Origin of the sequence: Salmonella sp. WC3 (assembly GCF_042932255.1) — a bacterium.
Lineage (GTDB): Bacteria > Pseudomonadota > Gammaproteobacteria > Enterobacterales > Enterobacteriaceae > Salmonella > Salmonella enterica.
Genome location: NZ_CP170629.1, coordinates 148,738 through 168,037 on the forward strand (window position 1 = coordinate 148,738; position 19,300 = coordinate 168,037).

The 19,300-nt window shown below is 52.1% G+C and carries 15 protein-coding genes; 3 read left to right on the forward strand and 12 right to left on the reverse strand.

What is annotated here, in order from left to right:
• Positions 1-14: 14 nt before the first annotated feature.
• Complete coding sequence (locus tag ACFK9X_RS00735) at positions 15-1,325, reverse strand: MFS transporter (protein WP_001092104.1); 1,311 nt, start codon at positions 1,323-1,325, stop codon at positions 15-17.
• Positions 1,326-1,398: 73 nt separating this feature from the next.
• Positions 1,399-2,595 (reverse strand): L-talarate/galactarate dehydratase, encoded by a 1,197-nt coding sequence (locus ACFK9X_RS00740; protein ID WP_001218249.1) that lies wholly within the window; start codon positions 2,593-2,595, stop codon positions 1,399-1,401.
• A 317-nt stretch (positions 2,596-2,912) separates the two neighbouring features.
• Here ACFK9X_RS00740 and ACFK9X_RS00745 point away from each other — a divergent pair, with 317 nt between their 5' ends.
• Entirely contained in the window at positions 2,913-3,917 is a 1,005-nt protein-coding gene (locus tag ACFK9X_RS00745; RefSeq protein ID WP_001537635.1) for a LacI family DNA-binding transcriptional regulator, read from the forward strand.
• A 67-nt stretch (positions 3,918-3,984) separates the two neighbouring features.
• On the opposite strand, the gene trmL is transcribed toward ACFK9X_RS00745, so the two are convergent.
• The 7 genes from trmL to ACFK9X_RS00780 all read right to left on the reverse strand — a co-directional run bounded on the left by trmL (position 3,985) and on the right by ACFK9X_RS00780 (position 13,768).
• Positions 3,985-4,458, reverse strand: coding sequence for a tRNA (uridine(34)/cytosine(34)/5-carboxymethylaminomethyluridine(34)-2'-O)-methyltransferase TrmL (trmL, locus tag ACFK9X_RS00750; RefSeq protein ID WP_000932336.1), 474 nt, complete (start codon positions 4,456-4,458; stop codon positions 3,985-3,987).
• A 63-nt stretch (positions 4,459-4,521) separates the two neighbouring features.
• Positions 4,522-5,712: an FMN-dependent L-lactate dehydrogenase LldD gene (gene lldD, locus ACFK9X_RS00755; RefSeq protein WP_151115234.1), complete on the reverse strand. Its 1,191-nt coding sequence runs from the start codon at positions 5,710-5,712 to the stop codon at positions 4,522-4,524.
• Entirely contained in the window at positions 5,709-6,485 is a 777-nt protein-coding gene (gene lldR, locus ACFK9X_RS00760; RefSeq protein WP_000636696.1) for a transcriptional regulator LldR, read from the reverse strand. The genes lldD and lldR overlap by 4 nt, the downstream gene beginning before the upstream one ends.
• Positions 6,482-8,137 (reverse strand): L-lactate permease, encoded by a 1,656-nt coding sequence (gene lldP, locus ACFK9X_RS00765; protein ID WP_151115236.1) that lies wholly within the window; start codon positions 8,135-8,137, stop codon positions 6,482-6,484. The genes lldR and lldP overlap by 4 nt, the downstream gene beginning before the upstream one ends.
• 298 nt (positions 8,138-8,435) lie before the next feature.
• Positions 8,436-12,149: a YadA-like family protein gene (locus ACFK9X_RS00770; protein ID WP_151115238.1), complete on the reverse strand. Its 3,714-nt coding sequence runs from the start codon at positions 12,147-12,149 to the stop codon at positions 8,436-8,438.
• Between the two features lie 43 nt (positions 12,150-12,192).
• Entirely contained in the window at positions 12,193-12,918 is a 726-nt protein-coding gene (locus tag ACFK9X_RS00775; protein ID WP_151115240.1) for a DUF3251 domain-containing protein, read from the reverse strand.
• A 487-nt stretch (positions 12,919-13,405) separates the two neighbouring features.
• Positions 13,406-13,768: a YibL family ribosome-associated protein gene (locus ACFK9X_RS00780; protein ID WP_000665687.1), complete on the reverse strand. Its 363-nt coding sequence runs from the start codon at positions 13,766-13,768 to the stop codon at positions 13,406-13,408.
• Between the two features lie 289 nt (positions 13,769-14,057).
• Here ACFK9X_RS00780 and ACFK9X_RS00785 point away from each other — a divergent pair, with 289 nt between their 5' ends.
• Complete coding sequence (locus ACFK9X_RS00785; protein ID WP_001062558.1) at positions 14,058-14,267, forward strand: hypothetical protein; 210 nt, start codon at positions 14,058-14,060, stop codon at positions 14,265-14,267.
• A 9-nt stretch (positions 14,268-14,276) separates the two neighbouring features.
• Here ACFK9X_RS00785 and mtlR read toward each other — a convergent pair whose 3' ends face one another.
• The 3 genes from mtlR to mtlA all read right to left on the reverse strand — a co-directional run bounded on the left by mtlR (position 14,277) and on the right by mtlA (position 18,149).
• A complete protein-coding gene (mtlR, locus tag ACFK9X_RS00790) occupies positions 14,277-14,867 on the reverse strand; it encodes a mannitol operon repressor MtlR (protein ID WP_000193201.1) in 591 nt (196 codons plus the stop codon).
• Complete coding sequence (mtlD, locus tag ACFK9X_RS00795; RefSeq protein ID WP_074180604.1) at positions 14,864-16,012, reverse strand: mannitol-1-phosphate 5-dehydrogenase; 1,149 nt, start codon at positions 16,010-16,012, stop codon at positions 14,864-14,866. The genes mtlR and mtlD overlap by 4 nt, the downstream gene beginning before the upstream one ends.
• Before the next feature lie 220 nt (positions 16,013-16,232).
• A complete protein-coding gene (mtlA, locus tag ACFK9X_RS00800; protein WP_000093287.1) occupies positions 16,233-18,149 on the reverse strand; it encodes a PTS mannitol transporter subunit IICBA in 1,917 nt (638 codons plus the stop codon).
• A gap of 475 nt (positions 18,150-18,624) precedes the next feature.
• Here mtlA and ACFK9X_RS00805 point away from each other — a divergent pair, with 475 nt between their 5' ends.
• Positions 18,625-19,233 (forward strand): glutathione S-transferase, encoded by a 609-nt coding sequence (locus ACFK9X_RS00805; RefSeq protein WP_000766688.1) that lies wholly within the window; start codon positions 18,625-18,627, stop codon positions 19,231-19,233.
• Positions 19,234-19,300 lie beyond the last annotated feature (67 nt).

Here is a 19,300-nt window from a genome sequence, read left to right on the forward strand (position 1 = left end):
CGCAATGTGGACAATCAGGCTGCGGATGATGTCAGCGTGATGCGATCCAGCGGGCCGACGATAAACAGATATGAAATGAGACCAATAAGTCCCATCGAGCCAACGTATAAAATGGCAAAGTCGAACGACTGAGTATTGGCAAGAATCACGCCGATGACCAGTGGCGTAACGATGCTTGCCATATTGCCGCACATGTTAAATACGCCGCCAGCAATACCCAGAACTTCCTTCGGCGAGGTGTCGCTGAGTACGCACCAGCCCAGGTTACCAAACCCTTTGGCAAAAAAGGCCAGACTCATCGCCGCAATGACCACAAATTCTGAAGAGGTGTAGTTGGCGATCACAATTACGCAAGAGAGCAACATACCGCAGATAACAGGCAATTTCCGCGCGACGGTAAGGCTATAGCCGCGTTTGAGTAGCCAGTCGGAGAACACGCCGCCGAGCAGGCCGCCAATAAAACCGGCAATGGCTGGAATACTGGCCACAAAACCGACTTTCAGAATCGACATGCCTTTCGCCTGGTACAGATAGGTCGGGAACCAGGTCAGGAAGAACCAGGTGATAGAGGTGACGCAGAATTGCCCGATATAAACACCGATCATCATCCGGTTAACACAGACGGTTTTAATCTGCGCGAACGTTATTTTCTGCGGCTCCTTTTTACAGCCCAGAGAGGGCTCGCCACCACCGCTACGAATATAGTCAATTTCCGCTTGATTAACTTTTGGATGGTGCATCGGATCTTTGACTTTCATTAACCAGAATATACCGAGCATCACGCCAATAGCGCCAATATAATAGAAGACAAAATGCCAGCTTAAATTATGCAGAATGATCGTCATTAGCGGGGTGATAATGCCCAGCGAGATATATTGCGCAGCCTGATAAACTGAAGTAACGAAACCTCGTTCATTATTGGGAAACCATTGTACGCTTAAACGACTGTTCGCCGGAAAGGCAGGCGCTTCAATCGCGCCCATCAGCAGACGTAGAATAACCAGTACAATTAATGGGCTGCCATACAGATAGATCGTTCCCTGAAACATGGTTACTAACGACCAGCCAATCAATGCGCAACCGTAAACCAGTCGTGAACCGTAGCGGTCTAATAGCCAACCGCCGGGTAGTTGCATAATGACATAGGCAATACCAAATGAGGAGAAGGCCAGGCCCATCGCTTCCGGATCAAAACCTAATTCTTTACTCATTATTGGGGCAACTACGGATAGAGTTGCGCGATCCGCATAATTAAATACGGTAGCAAGAAATAAAAATATAAGAATGGTATGACGCACTTTTGTGCGCTTTATTATTGTGTTCATTATCTACTCCTCAGATAAGGGCAGAATGCATCCTGTAAGGTAAGAGAGGCGGGACGGATTCCCGCCAGTCGGGTTAAGGGCGTTTGCCAAATTCACATGTTAATTGTGTCCAGCGGCGCGCTTGTTCACTGAGCGTGAAACCCAGACCATGACGATCGGAAATCCACATGCGGCCATCGCGCAGCTCAAGTTGCTCGTTGAATAATGGGTTCAGCCACTCGAAATGTTCCAGCCACGGCTCCAGGGGATACGCTGCGGAAAGGTGCAGGTGTACTTCCATCGCAAAGTGCGGCGCCAGCTTACGCCCGTGTTTCGCCGCCAGATCCATAATCTTCAGGAACGGAGAGATACCGCCGACACGCGGCGCATCTGGCTGAACGAAATCGCTGGCATTGCCCAGAATCAACTGCTCGTGTTCCCGGAAACTGGTCAGCATTTCCCCGGTGGCGATAGGCGTATCCAGCGCGGCAGCAAGCTGGGCGTGGCCTTCGATGTCGTAAGCATCTAATGGTTCTTCAATCCAGATAAGATTGAACTGTTCCATTTTACGCCCCATGCGGATAGCCGTTTCGCGATCCCACTGCTGGTTAGCGTCAACCATTAACGGGAACTCATCCCCAAGCGCTTCACGTACTGCGGTTAAGCGGCGAATATCCTCAGCGCAGTTGGGTTGTCCGACTTTCAACTTAATACCGCCAATGCCATTTTCGCGGGAAATCACCACATTTTTCAGCACTTGATCGAGCGGTGTATGCAAGAACCCCCCTGAGGTGTTGTAACACTGAACGGAGTCGCGGTGCGCGCCCAACAGTTTTGCCAGTGGCAGACCGGCACGTTTAGCCTTCATATCCCATAAGGCGATATCGATAGGGGAGATAGCCTGTACCGCCATCCCGCTACGCCCCACCGAGGCTCCGGCCCACAGCAGCTTGGTGTATATTTTGTCGATATCATTGGGGTCTTCGCCCAGTAGATTGTCGGCTATCTCTTTGGCGTGAGCATAAATACCCTGGCCGCCAGCACGTTTGGAGTAGCTAAAACCAACGCCCTCAAAGCCATCGCGACTGCGGATTTCGGCAATGATGATTGCCACTTCGGTCAAAGGTTTCTGGCGCCCGGTCAGTACCTTCGCGTCACTCACTGGCGTCGCCAGCGGTAGAAAAGCCAGTGATAGCTTCACCCATTCGATACGATCGCCGGTTTCTGCCGCGGTTCTGGTATTCGCCGCTTTTGCATACGTTACGGCGTCGGAATTCGCGCTTAAAGCCATTTTTTTCTCCTGATAAACACAAAATGATTGCGCTAACATTTTTATTATTAAGCGAACGCAGGATCCAGAAAGTTGATGTTGATTTGAACATTTGATCACATATGTCGTATAAAAAGCAGGATTTATTGCAAAATGGATCACGATCCAAAAATATCTGGGGAAATGCATAATACAAAATGATGGCGCTATCATTTTGTAATGACTGAGCTTGATAAGCTACTGTATTTACGGCCTTTCCTGATGCGAAGCTGGCAATAGCCGCAGGCATGATGAATAATGCGCGGATAAATCAGCCAATCTTTGCAGGGGCATCAGACGTGAAGAGAACCAAATCACCTCGTGCGCCGACGCTGGAAGATGTAGCACGTAGCGCCGGGCTGTCTCCGATGACAGTCAGCCGGGCATTGAATTCGCCACAACTGGTTCGCCCCAAAACGGTTGAGAAAGTCATGCAGGCGGTTCGCGTCACAGGCTACATACCCAACGCGTTAGCCGGTGGTCTGGCGTCGCGACGGAGTAAATTAATCGCTGTCGTCGTGCCGCAAATTAACAACAACATGTTTGTCGATACCATCCAGTCACTGAGCGATGAACTGGCCCGACGCGGATATCACATATTGCTGTGCGTGGCGGGATATACCGAACAAACGGAAGCGGAGTTGGTGGCGACACTGCTTTCCCGCCGCCCCGATGGCGTGGTGCTTACCGGGATCCATCACACGATAGAACTGAAAAAGGTCATCCTGAACGCGGCTATTCCGGTGGTGGAAATTTGGGACTTAACGCCCACGCCGCTTGATATGCTGGTCGGTTTTTCCCATGAAAAAGTCGGGCAGGCGACGGGGGAGTATCTTCTGAGTAAGGGCTATCGTCGTCCCGGCTTGTTGTGGACCGCCGATCGCCGAGCCGCGCAACGTAAGCAGGGGTTATGTAGTGTTCTTCAACGCCACGCTATTCATGCCGTACCGCAGGTAGATGTCCCCCTTCCGGCATCGCTTTCGCTGGGGCGCAGCGGTTTAAGCCAGCTTTTTGACGAAGGGACGTTTGATGTCATTGTTTGCAGTTCTGATACCCTGGCACAGGGGGCGATGATGGAGGCGGAAAGCCGTGGTTTGCGCATCCCGCATGATTTAGCGGTTATTGGTTTTGGCGACCTTGATTTTGCCGCCAGCAATCGACCGTCAATTACTACCGTAAGCGTTGACAGACGCGCCATTGGTCAGCGCGCCGCTACGCTGTTGGCCGATCGTATTGAACAGAAACCGTGCGCAGAAGCTATTGTGGATATTGGCTTTCATTTGATTGAGCGAGAGTCCGCATAAACGGGAACATGCCATCGGGATCGGCCAGGCCGGATCAGGCGTCAGCTGCCATCCGGCATTGAATATATTACGACCGTAATACCGCGCCGGAGTATCCTAACTGGCGCCACGCTTCATACACCACCACCGACACCGCATTCGACAGGTTCATGCTACGGCTATCCGGCATCATCGGAATGCGAATCTTCTGCTCTTTAGGCAACGCATCGAGAATGCTGGCGGGCAGGCCGCGCGTTTCCGGGCCAAACATCAAATAATCGCCATCCTGATAGCTTACGGCGCTATGGGCGGGCGTCCCCTTTGTCGTCAACGCAAACAGGCGCTGCGGGTTTTCGGCGGCGACAAAGGCGGCATAATCGTGATGGCGCTGAACCGCGGCGAATTCGTGATAGTCCAGCCCTGCGCGGCGTAAGCGCTTATCATCCCAGGTAAACCCCATCGGTTCGATGATGTGCAGACGAAAGCCGGTATTGGCGCAAAGACGAATGATGTTGCCGGTATTCGGCGGGATTTCTGGTTCGAAGAGTACGATGTTAAGCATGATGCCCCCTTAAATGCGGGGGCAGAATAGCAGAAATTTACCGGGCTCTCACGCGCCAGGCGTTCAGGCGGCATCGCCTTTGCTCATTGGCGCCAGCGCGGTGGGCAAACTTTTCCCCAGTTCCTGCACCAGTGAATCGCCACTGATTTCGCTAATGGATTTCGCGCCGGTCAGGGTCATGGCGACCTTCATCTCTTTCTCAATCAGGTCCAGCAGGTTGGCGACACCCGCTTTTCCTGCCGTCGCCAGCGCGTAGAGATAGGCCCGACCCAGCAGTACGGTATCGGCCCCCAACGCAATCATACGCACGACATCCAGCCCGTTACGAATCCCGCTATCCGCCAGAATGGCGATATCGCCTTTCACCGCATCGGCAATGGCGGGCAGGGCGCGGGCGGAAGAGAGCACACCATCGAGCTGGCGGCCGCCGTGATTCGACACCACGATACCGTCAGCGCCGAAACGTACCGCATCGCGGGCATCTTCTGGATCGAGGATCCCTTTGATCACCATTGGGCCGTCCCAGAATTCGCGTATCCACTCCAGATCTTTCCAGGAGATGGACGGATCGAAGTTATTTGCCAGCCAGCCGATATAGTCCTCAAGGCCGGTCGGTTTACCCAGATAGGCGGAAATATTGCCTAAATCATGCGGGCGACCGTTCAGGCCGACATCCCACGCCCATTTAGGGTGCATCACCGCCTGCCAGTAACGGCGCATGGCCGCGTTTGGGCCGCTCATCCCGGAGTGGGCGTCACGGTAGCGCGCGCCCGGCGTTGGCATATCCACGGTAAAGACCAGCGTGGAGCAGCCCGCCGCTTTTGCACGTTCCAGCGCGTTGCGCATAAAGCCCCGGTCACGCAGTACATAAAGCTGGAACCACATCGGGCGCTTAATGGTTGGTGCAACTTCTTCAATCGGACAGACGGAGACGGTGGAAAGGGTGAACGGAATGCCCTTTGCGTCTGCGGCGGCGGCGGCCTGTACTTCGCCGCGACGGGCGTACATGCCGCACAGGCCTACCGGCGCTAATGCCACCGGCATCGACAACGTTTCGTTAAACAGGGTCGTTTCCAGGCTTAAATCGGACATATTTTTCAGCACGCGCTGGCGCAGAGCGACTTGCGACAGGTCTTCCACATTTCGGCGCAGGGTATATTCCGCATACGCGCCGCCGTCGATGTAGTGGAAGAGGAAAGGAGGCAACGTGCGCTGAGTTGCGGCGCGATAATCGCTGGCTGCTGAAATAATCATGATTTATTCTCCCTGGTCATCTCATTATGGTCGCCGGGCAGGCGGGTAATACGCGCCTGGCGGGCCTGGTCTTCATCAAATCGTTTAATCGTGGTGTGGACAAAACTGAGGTGCGCCATCATCGCTTTACGCGCGCCCTCGGCGTTACCGTCCAGAATGGCGTCCATCACTGCCTGGTGTTGTTCCGTCAGCTTTGAGAATACGGGCGGAACGAGATACATACGCTGGCGACTCTGTTTGACGGAGGATTGCAGGACGTCGAAGAAACCGCGCATGGTTTGCAACAGCACCACATTGTGCGAGGCTTCCGCGATCGCCAGATGAAAGCGCACGTCGGCCTGGGAGGCGAGATCCGGGTCTTCGCTGAGCGTCGCATCAAAGCAGAGTCTGATTTTCTCTTTGTCGGCAGCGGTGGCACGCATGGCGGCGTGCCAGGCCGTACTGGCTTCAATGGCGTGGCGGGCTTCCAGAATGTCGAAACTGTAGTCCGGATCGTTCGCCATCAGCATTTTCAGCGGTTGCACGATATTCTGTTCAGACCAGGTTTCGTGCTGCCAGCGGACAAATGTCCCGCCGCCGCGACGACTCACCAGCACGCCTTCACTGACCAGCTTCGCCAGCGCTTCGCGTAAAGAGTTGCGTGATACGCCAAGCTGTAGAGCCAACTGGCGCTCGGCGGGCAATTTCATGCCCGCTTCCAGGTTTTGTTCTTCAATCAGCGCCCGCACGCGAGAGGCAATCTCGTCTGACAGGCGTTTTGGCATCACAATCACGGAATCATCCAGGTTAAAACATAGGCCTGAAGCGTAGTGATCACGCCCACCATACAGGTGAAGATCAGGCTGTGTTTGACGGTAAAACGGAACAGATCGGACTCTTTCCCTACCAGTCCCACCGCCGCGCAGGCGATGGCGATAGACTGCGGCGAGATCATCTTCCCGGTTACGCCTCCAGTGGTGTTCGCCGCCACCATCAGCACATCAGAGACGCCGATTTGCTGCGCCGCGGTAGCCTGTAGAGAGGCAAACAGCGCGTTAGATGAGGTGTCGGACCCGGTCAGGAAGACACCCAGCCAGCCGAGGAACGGCGAGAAGAACGTGAAGGCGCTGCCGGTGTGCGCCAGCGCTAACGCCAGCGTGGAGGAAAGCCCGGAATAGTTCGAGATAAACGCGAACGCCAGCACCATGCCGATGGAGTAAATCGGCAACGCCAGCTCTTTCAGCGTGCTGCCAAAGGTCTGGATTGCGGCTGAGGGCTTCATTTTCAGCCAGACGATAGACAACAGCGCGGCAAACAGGATCGCCGTGCCGGTGGCGGAGAACCAGTCAAATTTATACACCGCCGCGTAAGCGGTCGCTTCGTGTACGACCGGCGGCATACGGGCGACCAGTTTATCGAGATACGGTACCGGAACGTTAATTACCCAGTCATACAGCGCGCCGCCGGGGGCAAACAACGCTTTAAACGGCGGTACGCTCCAGAGAGTGACCGTGGCGGTCAGGAACAGAAACGGCGACCAGGCGCGAACAATTTGCCCTGTCGTATAGCGGGTGCGGGCCAGCGTCTGATCGACCTGCGACGCGCCCATATCGCCGAAGCGGAAGATGCGTACCGGCTGCCAGCGTTTGAGGAACAGCGTCAGACACACCAGAGACACCAGTGAAGAGATGATGTCCGGCAGTTCCGGCCCGATAAAGTTGGAGCTGAGATACTGGGCGATAGCAAACGAGCCGCCAGCGACCATCACCGCAGGCCAGGTTTCTTTCACGCCGCGCCAGCCGTCCATAATCGCCATAATCCAGAACAGGACGATAATGGTCAGGAACGGTAGCTGACGACCGACCATCTGACCGATTTCAAAGCTGTCCAGGCCCGTGACCTGTCCGGCAACCAGAATCGGGATCCCCATCGCGCCAAAGGCGACTGGCGCGGTGTTTACAATCAGGCACAGCCCTGCCGCATACAGCGGATTAAAGCCCAGACCCACCAGCAGCGCGGCGGTTATCGCCACCGGCGCGCCGAAACCTGCCGCGCCTTCAAGGAACGCGCCGAAGCAGAAGCCGACAATCAGCATTTGCAGACGCTGGTCGGGGGTAATCGACAGAATTGACGAGCGAATAATGTCAAACTGCCCGGTCTTGACCGAAATTTTATAGACAAAGACCGCGGCGATGATTATCCAGGCTATCGGCCATAGCCCGTAGAAGAAGCCATACATGACCGATGCCAGCGCGTGATCGACCGGCATTTTATAGAACAGCAGCGCAACGGCGAGCGCGATAACCACCGTCCACGAAGCGGCAACGTAGCCTTTCAGCTTGAGTTTAATCAGGGCGAAAAAGAAGAACAGGATTGGGAGCGATGCGATCAGGCTGGAAAGCCAGATATTACCCGCCGGGTCATAGTTTTGTTGCCAGAGGTTCATTGCAGGTCTCCTGAGAACCACACGCATAATGGGATGAATCTTTGCTCATCTCGTTGAAGTCACATTATGTGAAAAAGTGGTCCTGCCAATATTGTTGTGTATGGATAATGACAACAAATAGTTAACCAGATGTTATTTATTGGCAACGGTATTGTAGAGTTAATTTAGTGAAATGTGAGTAGGCTGTGGTAACTGGCTAAAATTGGTAGGGCCAATTGAGAGGAGAGGACCACAAAGGGAAGTGAAAAGGCAATGGCATTATGCCATTGCCTTTGATGTCGGGAGTGTTGTTACTTCATTACCACTGGAAGCCCGCGCCAATGGCTGCAGAGTAATCGCCCTGGCTGTTGCTGGTTCCTTGCAGTTTATACACCCAGCCCCCGCTTTCACTTACCATGGAGACACCAATGGCGACGGCACTTTCACCATTAAACGTACCGCCAGCAATCGAGGTCATGTTGGCGCCCGGGGCGTAGGCTTGTGGCAGACCGGCCATCGCCATCGCTGAAGCGATACCGCCGCTCATCTTGTTTTCTACACCTTTGATTTTGCTGTTCATTTCCCCCATTTTCTGGTCGGTATAGGTGTTTGCTTCTTCGATGCTGCGTTTCAATTGCGCATAGTTAACCGCATCCGTATCATTCACCGCCGCTGAAACATTGCCGATCCGAGTGGTGCCGCCACTCCCGTCTCCCAGGTTGAGCACGCTATAGTTAACCGAGCCATCTGCATTGGTTTCATAACGCACGGAGCCTGCTTCTGAGGCTTTCAGTTGCGCCACATTAACCGCGTCAGTGTTGTTCACCCCTGCGGCAACGTTGGTAATACGGCGTTGTTGAGTAGAAGAGCCGACAGACACAGTATTAGCTTCATCTGCGACGGAATTTGTGCCTAACGCCACGCTGTTTTCAGCGGCAGCAATAGAGCCAGAGCCAATCGCGACGCTGTCCGCACCCTGGGCATTTGCATCTGCGCCATCGGTGTTGGTCTTGAAGTACTTGGTGCTACCGGTAGTGACGATATCGCCAATGCCGTTTTCGATATTGGTGACGCGGGTATCCAGATTCGATACCTGAGTATTCAGGTTAGTAATGCTCTGGGTATTCCTGGAAACCTGCGCGTCCGTTACTTTCAATTGACTCACGTTAACGGCATCGGTATCTGCCGAACCCGCCGCGACGTTAGTGATCTGACGTTGGCCGTCTTCACTGCCGACAGAGAACTCACCGACAGAGTTCTGCGGTGTGTCCATGTTGTAGGCGGTGTAGTCAGTCTGTGCGCCGCGAGTGGTCTGAGAACCATTACCCATTGCAATACTGTTTGCATGATTGGCGCGTGCGTTAGAACCGATAGCAATACCGTTGATGGCATCAGCCATCACCAGTGTATTCAGACCAATACCAATACCTGCATCAGCATTGACGATGGTCTTCGCACCCATTGCCAGTGAGTCAGTTCCGACAGCCAGTGAATCTTCTTCCGTTGAGTTTGCGTGGTAGTACTTGGTCGGTGTAGTAGTGACCGCACCAATGGCATTTTGTAACTGACGAACTGTTACCGCATCTTGCGCTTCAGAGCCGTCAGCAACGTTGGTAATTTGACGATAGCTTTCTCCATCCGTCCCCAATGACAACGCGCCCAGCAACTTTCTGTCTGTTGTATTGTAGCCAATGACGACGCCATCGCTTGTTACGCTCGTTTCTCGTATACCGGTTGTAATAGCGCGGTTAGAGGTGGAGCCACTGCCCAAAGCGATACTGCCCTCAATGCTGCTGCTGCTGTTTTGGCCAAGAGCCAGACTGCCAGCGCCAGAGGCGACGGCGTCGTAACCTACTGCCGTTGCGCCGTTACCCGTTGCGTATGCATCCTGGCCTTCAAGCCCATTATCATTCGTACGGATGTATTTCACGCCGGTACCATTTTCCGTGATATAGGTTTCGCTGGTATCGCCGGCTAGTTGGCTAATAGATTCACTATACTGAGAAATCAGCATGTTAGTTTCATAGAGCTGAGAGCCATTAACAGCGTCAGTACTGTCACTGGCGATTTCACCTGCAGCCACATTGGTTATCTTATTGGTACCGCTGGTACCGTGGCTGGCGCTGAACGCGCCTTCTTCGTCATCCCAGCTCAGTGCATCGGTACCAAGATTGGTGATGGACGTATTGATATCCGCGATAGCAGAGGTGTTTTGATCCACCTTCTGGTTAGTTTCATACAACTGTGAGCCGTTTACCGCGTCTGTACTGTCCTCAGAAAGCGCCCCGGCGGCGACATTGGTTATTTTACTGGTGCTTCCACCGTGGTTTGCGCTGAAAGCGCCGATGTCTTCGTCCCATAACAGAGCGTTATCAGTGAGGCCGGTAATGGACGTATTAATGTCGGAGACAGAAGTATTCAGGTTCTCAATCGCGGTGCTGTTCTGAGTGATGTTAGTGGTATTGGCGGCGATATCGGTCGTGTTCTGATCCACTTTTTCATTGGTTTCGAACAGCTGCGATCCGTTAACGGCGTCGGTACTTTCTTCAGACAGCTCTCCGGCAGCAACGTTGGTGATTTTGTTTGTCGTACTACTTCCGTGGCTGGCAGAGAACGAACTCGTTGTCTCATTCCAGCTCAGGTTGTCAGAGCTAAGATTGGTGATGGACGTATTAATATCTGCGATAGCAGAGGTGTTTTGATCCACCTTCTGATTGGTTTCATACAACTGGGAGCCGTTCACCGCGTCTGTACTGTCCTCAGAAAGGTCCCCGGCGGCGACATTGATGATTTTACTGGCGCTTCCGTTGCGGTTAGCGTTGAATGCGCTAGTGTCAACATCCCACAGCAGGGCATCGTCAGTGAGCGTGGTGACGGAATTGCTCAGGTTGTTGATGCTGGTGGTGTTGGTGGCGATATCAGTGGTGTTCTGAGACACATTTTCGTTGGTGGTAAACAGCTGAGAGCCGTTAACGGCGTCGGTGCTGTCAGCGGCCAGGGTACCCGCCGCCAGATTGGTGATTTTGCTGGCGTTTCCCGTGTGGCTAGCGCTAAAGGCGCTGATGCTTTCATCCCACAACAGCGCGTCTTCGGCTAATCCTGCGACAGAGGCCTCTGTGTTAGTGATAGAAGTGTTAAGTGCGCTTAATGCACTGCCTACATTATTGTAGATGCCTGTGCCTACCTCGTAGAGGGGGGCATTCACTGTACCATCACTATTAACGGAAGCCCCTCCGCCGAGTCGGTCGGCGACGGATTGACTTAAAGAATAAATTTGCGCACCTGTAACGGCATCGGTACTGGTGGAATTGATGTCGCCTTTAGCAACGTAGGTGATCTGCCGCTGAGTGGTGCTGTTACCCACGGCGACGGAATTGTCTTCCTGGGCGACAGAGCCCGAGCCAAGGGCAACTGAGTTGGTGCCTATCGCTTTTGCGCCATTACCAAATGCAGCGCTGTCGTCGCCGCTCGCAGTAGCTTGATAACCTAATGCAGAGGAAGTTGCTCCGCTCGCGACAGATTTATAACCTAACGCAACCGATTTTGCGCCGCTCGAATTGGCATACACGCCCATTGCCATTGAATAACTTCCACTGGCTGAGGATGAGGCGCCCATTGCAATGGCCCGGTCACCGGCTGAAACCGATTTTACGCCAAGCGCTAACGAAGAGTCGCCGGTGGACTGGCTGTAGGAACCAATGGCGGTACTCCATTTCCCCATCGCGGAGGCTTTATAACCCATTGCGGCGCTTGCGCCATCAACGTTGGTGTAAGTATTGGCTGTGGCATCGGTACCAATTGCAATCCACCCTTTTCCTCCAGTCTGGGTACCCGTTGGAGTAACGCCGTCGCCTGTATCGTTTCCTGCGTTGGCCAGTGCATCCGCAGAAACCATAATGCTGCTAAGACCGATGAGTGCGGAAACCGCCAGCTTTCTGCGGCCGTTTTTTTTGCCGCGGCTTTTTGCGGTTTCGCTGGTGACAACAAATGTTCCCGTAGCGGCATTCCGGAGGACTTTAAATATTCTATTCATGAATGAGTAATTTCCTTTTCTAAAATAATTGTATCAATGGCTATTATTTTTTTGGCTTCTTTTTTGTATCGTTAATAGGTTGTATGCTGTCGAATATGACATTCTCCATGTCAATACCTATTTTTAGATACTTAAGATTATTGGGCGATACGCCTTTTAATGTTAGCGTGACGTTTGTCCATGCTCCCGGTAAGAGTTCGATTGTCGAGTCCATTTTCGTGTTGAGCAGGAGTTGTTTCCAGCGAGGCAGATCTTTTGCCTCGGAAGGTTTTTTCGTACCCCATGTCATATTAAACGCAAGGTTTGATACCGGAATGCTGAGTAAGTTAACTAAATCAAGATGAATAACACTTCCATTATCTATTGGCTCAATAGATAGAATACGCCCGGCTAATCCGATATTGCCGTTGTTAATAATAAAATAGTGCGTTTGTGATGGGTCCAGTTCTGTATAGTCGAATAGCCGTTGTTTGCGTTCAACGCGGCCAACGACTTCGGTGACCTTTTTGGTTGTGTTGATAATCGTAGCTTGTTGTTTTTCTAACAGATTTATATTTGCTTCTTGTTCTTTTTGTTGTTTTTCTAACAGGTTTATCTTTGTTTCTTGTTCTTTTTGTTGTTTTTCTAACAGGTTTATCTTTGTTTCTTGTTCTTTTTGTTGTTCTTTCATTTCTTCAACAAGGTGTTTATCTGCGAAGTAATCATAACCAGATAAAAAGAATGTGAATCCCAACGCAAGCAGGGAGATAAATTTTCCATTTTTGTGCATATGAAATATCCTTGTTAATAATTTATATAATATAAATAGTTAACCTGTTATTTATACAACTAGCTCATCATTCAGCGAGTATTGCCAATAACTCATTAACGTATGGTTAGAATGAAAACATTCGTCGCTTCTATAGAAGCGCGCAAAAACCCGACGTTATTTATCAATTGCTCATAGCAATGCTTTATAAAAATATAATTATAATGTTTATGTATGGGGATTTTTTTCAGGGATGATAATGTTATTTAATTTTGCGGGTCAATCATATTCTGCGGGGTATGAGAAAAGAGGATGAAAAAATTCATTGTATAAATACAAACAGGCACGATAGTGGGATTTTTCATCCTGAAAAAGCAGGGATTACCGTTAAAAATGAACTTGTATATAATCGGTGTAAATACTTCCATGAAAAATTCGGAATATAGCCCGATGCTCTCAAGACATCCTCCGTACAACGGGTGTCCTGAGAGCCTGGGATGCGGAAAGTTTAGAACTCGCTCTTCGCGAAACCTGTCATCTCTTTGAGCCCCATTTCCCGGCCCAGCGCCGTCATCGGGTGGACAACAATCAGGCCACGCACGCTTTTCTTCAACTTGCCCATGTCGGCCTGCTCTTTTTTAGTGATCGCGCGGCGAAACGGCAGGTTCATCAGCTTCTGCGCTTCTTTACTCAGTTTCTGGCTGTGTACTTCGCGCAGACGGATAATTTCTGCTTCTAGCGTCTCTTTTTCTTTTTCCAGCTCCGCGTATTTATCGGCGGATTCAACCAGAGAGAGACCTGCCTGCTGGTGGCGAATAGCGTCAAGACGATCGCTCAGGCGTTTAATTTCGTTTTTTTCGACTTCTTTCATGGGATAGCTTCTGATAGAAATGGGATAGATATCCTATAGTATGCGCGCAGTGAGTGATTCTTCACAACTCATGACGTAAAGATAATCAATTACGGTAAGTATTACATCGCTAATTATTTATTTATCTCATTGATAATAAAATATTTTTTTCGAAAGAAAAGATGAAGCGCCTTTTTGCCGACAAGAAAAGCGATTAAGCACATTTTCCTCAATGACAACGCTAAATTGATCCTAAACTCAAATAAGCGACCGCGGGAGTCAGACGCGGGTCCCACATGGAGGATCTATCATGGCAAAAATAGGTGAGAACGTACCACTTCTTATTGATAAAGCCGTCGATTTTATGGCGTCCAGCCAGGCGTTCCGTGAATACCTGAATAAAACGCCGCCGCGTGATTATGTTCCTTCCGAGGTGCCGTCGGAGAGCGCGCCCATTTATTTGCAGCGTCTGGAATATTACCGGCGGCTGTACCGACCAAAAGAAGAAGAAAGGGGTTAACGGCGGGATTTACTTTTGAAAGGCCTTTTTTAAGCTGATTTTAGAAATCAGCTCGGTCAGGGAGAGGACCATCGTCGAACGCACCGCCTGCTGGTAGCGCTGAATTTGCATGGCGTATAGCGCCGCGTCGGACGTATCAAAATGCGGCGGCGGCGGTAGCGCCATGACGCAGTGCAGTTCGCCAAACGGCCCGAGGATTTCATCGTCGGTAAAGGCGTACTCATTGCCGTCGTGATTCAGCTCTTCGCGCAGCGCCATTAACAGCTCCGCATCTTCATATTCGGTGCGGCTGAGTACGCCAAGGCCATAGATAAGTTTCAGACGTACCGAAAGATCGCCCAGCGGCCCGTCGCCGTCCAGCAACGGTTCCACAGCGTATTTCACGGCATAGTCGTCTTTGCGAAACACCTGGAGCACCAGAATATTCACCGCCTCGGTCAATAACTCGACGGCGGTAATCAGGAAGCTCCGTACGGTTTTGCCAGCATTCAGACGCTCAAGCACACGATTTTCAAAGGCCTGGGTTTGTTCCATTATTGCCTGCATATCTGACAATCTGTTATTTGGGCGCAGGCTAACCTGCGCCGGATTCTGCGTCATTTGGTCGCGTTATATGCGTTAACCGCCTCCGCCACCACATCGCTATTGGCATCCAGCCCGGAAATTTGCGCCAGCGCGGCCTGCGGGCCTTTTTCGGTAATCAGCACCGCCAACTCCTGCGCCTGCGGATCTTCATCACTACGGAAATGCATCGCCGCCGCGATCCCTTTGACCAGATTCACATGCGGCAGACCATATTCCAGGGTGCCAAGCAGCGGTTTGATCAGACGGTCGCCCGCGCTGAGTTTGCGTAGCGGCTGACGGCCTACGCGTTCGACGTCATCTTTCAGATACGGGTTTTCAAAACGACCGAGGATTTTCTGAATGTATGCCGCATGTTTGTCGGCATCAAAACCGTAGCGTTTGATCAGCACCGCGCCGCTTTCTTCCATCGCGCCTTTCACCACCGCGCGAATACTCTCATCGAGAATAGCGTCGCGAATGGTCTGATGACCGGCTAATTTGCCGAGGTACGCGGTTATAGCATGACCCGTGTTCAGCGTGAAGAGTTTACGTTCGACAAATGCCATCAGGTTATCCGTTAACTCCATCCCCGGAATGGTCGGCAATGCGCCTTTAAACTGGGTTTTATCGACGATCCACTCGCTGAAGGTTTCTACCGTCACTTCCAGCGGGTCATGGGTGGCGGAAGCGGAAGGCGGCACAATACGGTCAACGGCGGAATCGACAAAGCCAACGTGCTGTTCAACCCAGGCTTTATCGCCATCCGCCAGCGCGTTCATCACATGACCTTTGAGCTGCGTGGTGCCGCGCACCATATTTTCGCAGGCGATGATATTCAGCGGGGCATCCACGCCCTGCGCCTTACGTTTTACCAGCCCTTTAGCGATAGCCGGAGCGATACGCTCAAGCACCACCGGGCCCACGGCAGTGGTGATTAAATCAACGTGGGCAATCAGGTCGACAACATCATCGCCGATGCTGCTGACAGCGTTGACGCCGGAAACGGTATCCACCTGCTCATTTTCACCCACAACATGAACCTGATAGCTATGACGGGCATTCAGGGCATCGAGTACGACCTGGTTTACATCCGCAAACGTCAGTTGTATCCCCGCGTCAGCCAGCAATTTGCCGATAAAGCCACGACCGATATTACCTGCGCCAAAATGTAATGCTTTCATAGTATTAACCTTCATTAATGTTTTTACCCGAGAGGGCTGGGGTGAGGCTTTTCCCTCAACCTAACCCTCTCCACAAGGGAGAGGATATCGCCTTCATATTTCGAACTGCAGATGCGTTGGCTCTCCTCGCTCACCCCAGTCACGTACTTATGTACGCTCCTGGGGATTCACTGCGTTGCCGCCTTCCTGCAGCTCGAACTATTTTGGGGATACTTAACTGTTAAGCTTTTTTACCTGCCAGCAGTTCCAGCACTTCATCCACGCTGGTGGTGTGCGCCAGACGTTCGATCACGGATTCATCATCCAGCGCGTTGGTCAGGCTAGTGATGACCTGGATGTGCTCATTGTTACGTGCGGCGATACCAATGACCAGACGGGCAATATCGTCTTCTTCTTCACCGAAGCGTACGCCTTCCGGATACTGGCAGAACACCACGCCGGTTTTCAGCACGCGGTCTTTCGCTTCTACCGTACCGTGCGGAACTGCGATGGATTCACCGAGGTAAGTCGGTGTCAGCTTTTCGCGGTCCAGCATCGCCTCGACGTATTCCGGCTCAACATAGCCGCCTTTCACCAGTTGTTCACCGGCAAAGCGAATCGCCTCTTCTTTGTTAGCGGCTTTACGGCCCAGGAAGATATTCTCCGCACCCAGTTTGAACAGGTTGTTATCACCCTCCTCAAAGCTGTCTTTCAGATGGTCGCGTACTTTCTCTTCATTAGTATTGTGGCGCTGTGCGGCAACCAGACGTTCGGTCAGGCTGGTGTACAGGCCGCTATCCAGGAAGTTGGTCAGCGAAATATGCTGCGCCTGCGGTACCTGACGCATCGCGCGCTCGGTAAGGTCACGGTGAGTAATGACCAGATCCACATCCGGCGGCAGATTGTTAATGGCGCTGTTGGTGACGGAGATCTGGCTCAGGCCCGCATCCTGTACTTTCTTACGCAGTACCCCTGCGCCCATCGCGCTGGAACCCATACCGGCATCGCAAGCCACGATGATTTTACGCACATGGCTCAGGTCGTTGGTCACGTCGCCAGCCGCCAGCGGAGAGGCGCCTTTAGATTCCGCTTTCATGTCATGCATACGACGGGTGGCCGCTTCAATGTCATCTTCTTCTTTCACTTTGCTGGTTTTCAGCAGAATTGCAGAAACCACGAAGGAGACCGCCATTGCCGCCACGATGGCAGCGATGTTAGCGAAGTAAGCGCCTTTTGGCGTCATCGCCAGTACGGCCAGAATGGAGCCAGGAGAAGCCGGAGAAACCAGACCGCCGTTCAGGATGGTCAGGGTAAATACGCCAGTCATACCGCCAAGGATAACGGCCAGGATCAGACGTGGGTTCATCAGCACGTACGGGAAGTAAATTTCGTGGATACCGCCCAGGAAGTGGATAATTGCCGCGCCGCCCGCAGACTGTTTAGCGCTGCCGCGACCGAAGAACATGTACGCCAGCAGGACGCCCATCCCCGGACCCGGGTTAGCTTCAATCAGGAAGAAGATGGATTTACCCATCTCATGGGACTGCTGGATACCCAGCGGTGAGAAGATGCCGTGGTTAATCGCGTTATTGAGGAACAGGATTTTCGCCGGTTCAACAAAAATGGACGCCAGCGGCAGCATATCGTGCGCCACCATGAAGTTAACGCCCGCCGCCAGAATTTTGGACAGGACTTCAACCGCCGGACCAATACCGAGGAACGCCAGGATGGCGAGGATCATACCGATAATGCCAGCGGAGAAGTTGTTCACCAGCATCTCAAAACCGGATTTGATCTTACCGTCTACCCAACTGTCGAATTTCTTAATGCAGTAGCCGCCTAATGGACCGGCGATCATCGAGCCGAGGAACATCGGCATATCCGCGCCGACAATAACGCCCATGGTAGTGATAGCGCCCACTACGCCGCCGCGTTCGCCGCCAACCAGACGACCGCCGGTATAACCGATGAGCAGCGGCAGCAGGTAGGTGATCATCGGACCAACCAGTTTCGCCAGCGTTTCGTTAGGCAACCACCCTGTTGGAATAAATAATGCGGTGATAATACCCCACGCGATAAACGCGCCGATATTAGGCATCACCATATTGCTGAGGAATCGACCAAAGCTTTGCACTTTGATCTTAATATCGGATGACATAAAAACACCCCTTCTTATGTTGCTGTCGCGCAGGCTGAAAGCCCGAGGTTTGTTAATGTAGCGGCAGAGGTAGCCGGACCCTGTAGTGTAGATACTGCGCAATCTGGCACTGAATCGTTCAACTGTCCAGACAGGGACAATTTATGTGATTTGCGTCACATAAATATAGGGGGTAGAGAGGTAATTGATGTGATATTGATCACAAAGTGGCTGTGTAAAAAAACAACGAATCTAATTTTTAGCCCTTAAAAGGTCATTTTATGTGAGATATTTCACATTTTTATTTTTGTGCTTTGTTGAATTTTTGTGATCCTCTTCACAAGAAATTTTAAGCCCGGGTAACGTCAATACGATCCGGCAAACATTTTGTCGCGAGCCCTCTCACGTTATGTCATTCAGCAACCTCCTTTTGCGTCTCTTTTCGTCTTATTTGAGCCATACTATGATTTTTACTGGTTGGCAAAAAGGACACGGCATGAAACTCATCGGTAGCTACACCAGCCCTTTTGTGCGCAAAATCTCTGTTCTGCTGCTCGAAAAAGGCATCACCTTCGAATTTATTAATGAACTACCCTACGAGGCGAATAACGGCGTGGCGCAATACAACCCTCTGGGTAAGGTGCCAGCGCTGGTGACGGAGAAAGGGGAGTATTGGTTCGATTCGCCGATCATCGCGGAATATATTGAGCTGCTGGATATCGCGCCAGCGATGCTCCCGCGTGACCCGATGGCAGCGCTTAAAGTTCGCCAGCTCGAAGCGTTGGCTGACGGCATTATGGATGCAGCGTTGGTTTCTGTACGCGAACAGGCGCGTCCGGCGGCGCAACAATCGGAAACGGAACTGCTGCGCCAGCGGGAAAAAATCAACCGGAGCCTGGATATGCTCGAAAGTTATCTGAGCGACGGGACGCTAAAAACGGATACGGTCAATCTGGCGACTATCGCGATTGCCTGTGCGGTAGGCTATCTCAACTTCCGCCGGGTCGCGCCCGGCTGGTGTGTTAGCCGCCCCCACCTGGTCAAACTGGTCGAAACGCTTTTTCAACGCGAAAGCTTTGCCCGCACCGAAGCACCAAAGGCTTGACGCGCATTATGTCCGCCTGAGCAAACTCACGTTACAATCCCCCTTATGTCGATATCCCTCTCCCGCC

What these genes read in the sequence shown, in the direction of transcription:
- ACFK9X_RS00770 (WP_151115238.1), bottom strand. Translation starts at nt 12,149, where the DNA reads ATGAATAGAATATTTAAAGTCCTCCGGAATGCCGCTACGGGAACATTT.
- ACFK9X_RS00780 (WP_000665687.1), bottom strand. Translation starts at nt 13,768, where the DNA reads ATGAAAGAAGTCGAAAAAAACGAAATTAAACGCCTGAGCGATCGTCTT.
- mtlR (WP_000193201.1), bottom strand. Translation starts at nt 14,867, where the DNA reads ATGACGCAGAATCCGGCGCAGGTTAGCCTGCGCCCAAATAACAGATTG.
- mtlD (WP_074180604.1), bottom strand. Translation starts at nt 16,012, where the DNA reads ATGAAAGCATTACATTTTGGCGCAGGTAATATCGGTCGTGGCTTTATC.
- mtlA (WP_000093287.1), bottom strand. Translation starts at nt 18,149, where the DNA reads ATGTCATCCGATATTAAGATCAAAGTGCAAAGCTTTGGTCGATTCCTC.
- ACFK9X_RS00785 (WP_001062558.1), top strand. Translation starts at nt 14,058, where the DNA reads ATGGCAAAAATAGGTGAGAACGTACCACTTCTTATTGATAAAGCCGTC.
- lldD (WP_151115234.1), bottom strand. Translation starts at nt 5,712, where the DNA reads ATGATTATTTCAGCAGCCAGCGATTATCGCGCCGCAACTCAGCGCACG.
- ACFK9X_RS00740 (WP_001218249.1), bottom strand. Translation starts at nt 2,595, where the DNA reads ATGGCTTTAAGCGCGAATTCCGACGCCGTAACGTATGCAAAAGCGGCG.
- lldP (WP_151115236.1), bottom strand. Translation starts at nt 8,137, where the DNA reads ATGAACCTCTGGCAACAAAACTATGACCCGGCGGGTAATATCTGGCTT.
- trmL (WP_000932336.1), bottom strand. Translation starts at nt 4,458, where the DNA reads ATGCTTAACATCGTACTCTTCGAACCAGAAATCCCGCCGAATACCGGC.
- ACFK9X_RS00775 (WP_151115240.1), bottom strand. Translation starts at nt 12,918, where the DNA reads ATGCACAAAAATGGAAAATTTATCTCCCTGCTTGCGTTGGGATTCACA.
- ACFK9X_RS00735 (WP_001092104.1), bottom strand. Translation starts at nt 1,325, where the DNA reads ATGAACACAATAATAAAGCGCACAAAAGTGCGTCATACCATTCTTATA.
- ACFK9X_RS00805 (WP_000766688.1), top strand. Translation starts at nt 18,625, where the DNA reads ATGAAACTCATCGGTAGCTACACCAGCCCTTTTGTGCGCAAAATCTCT.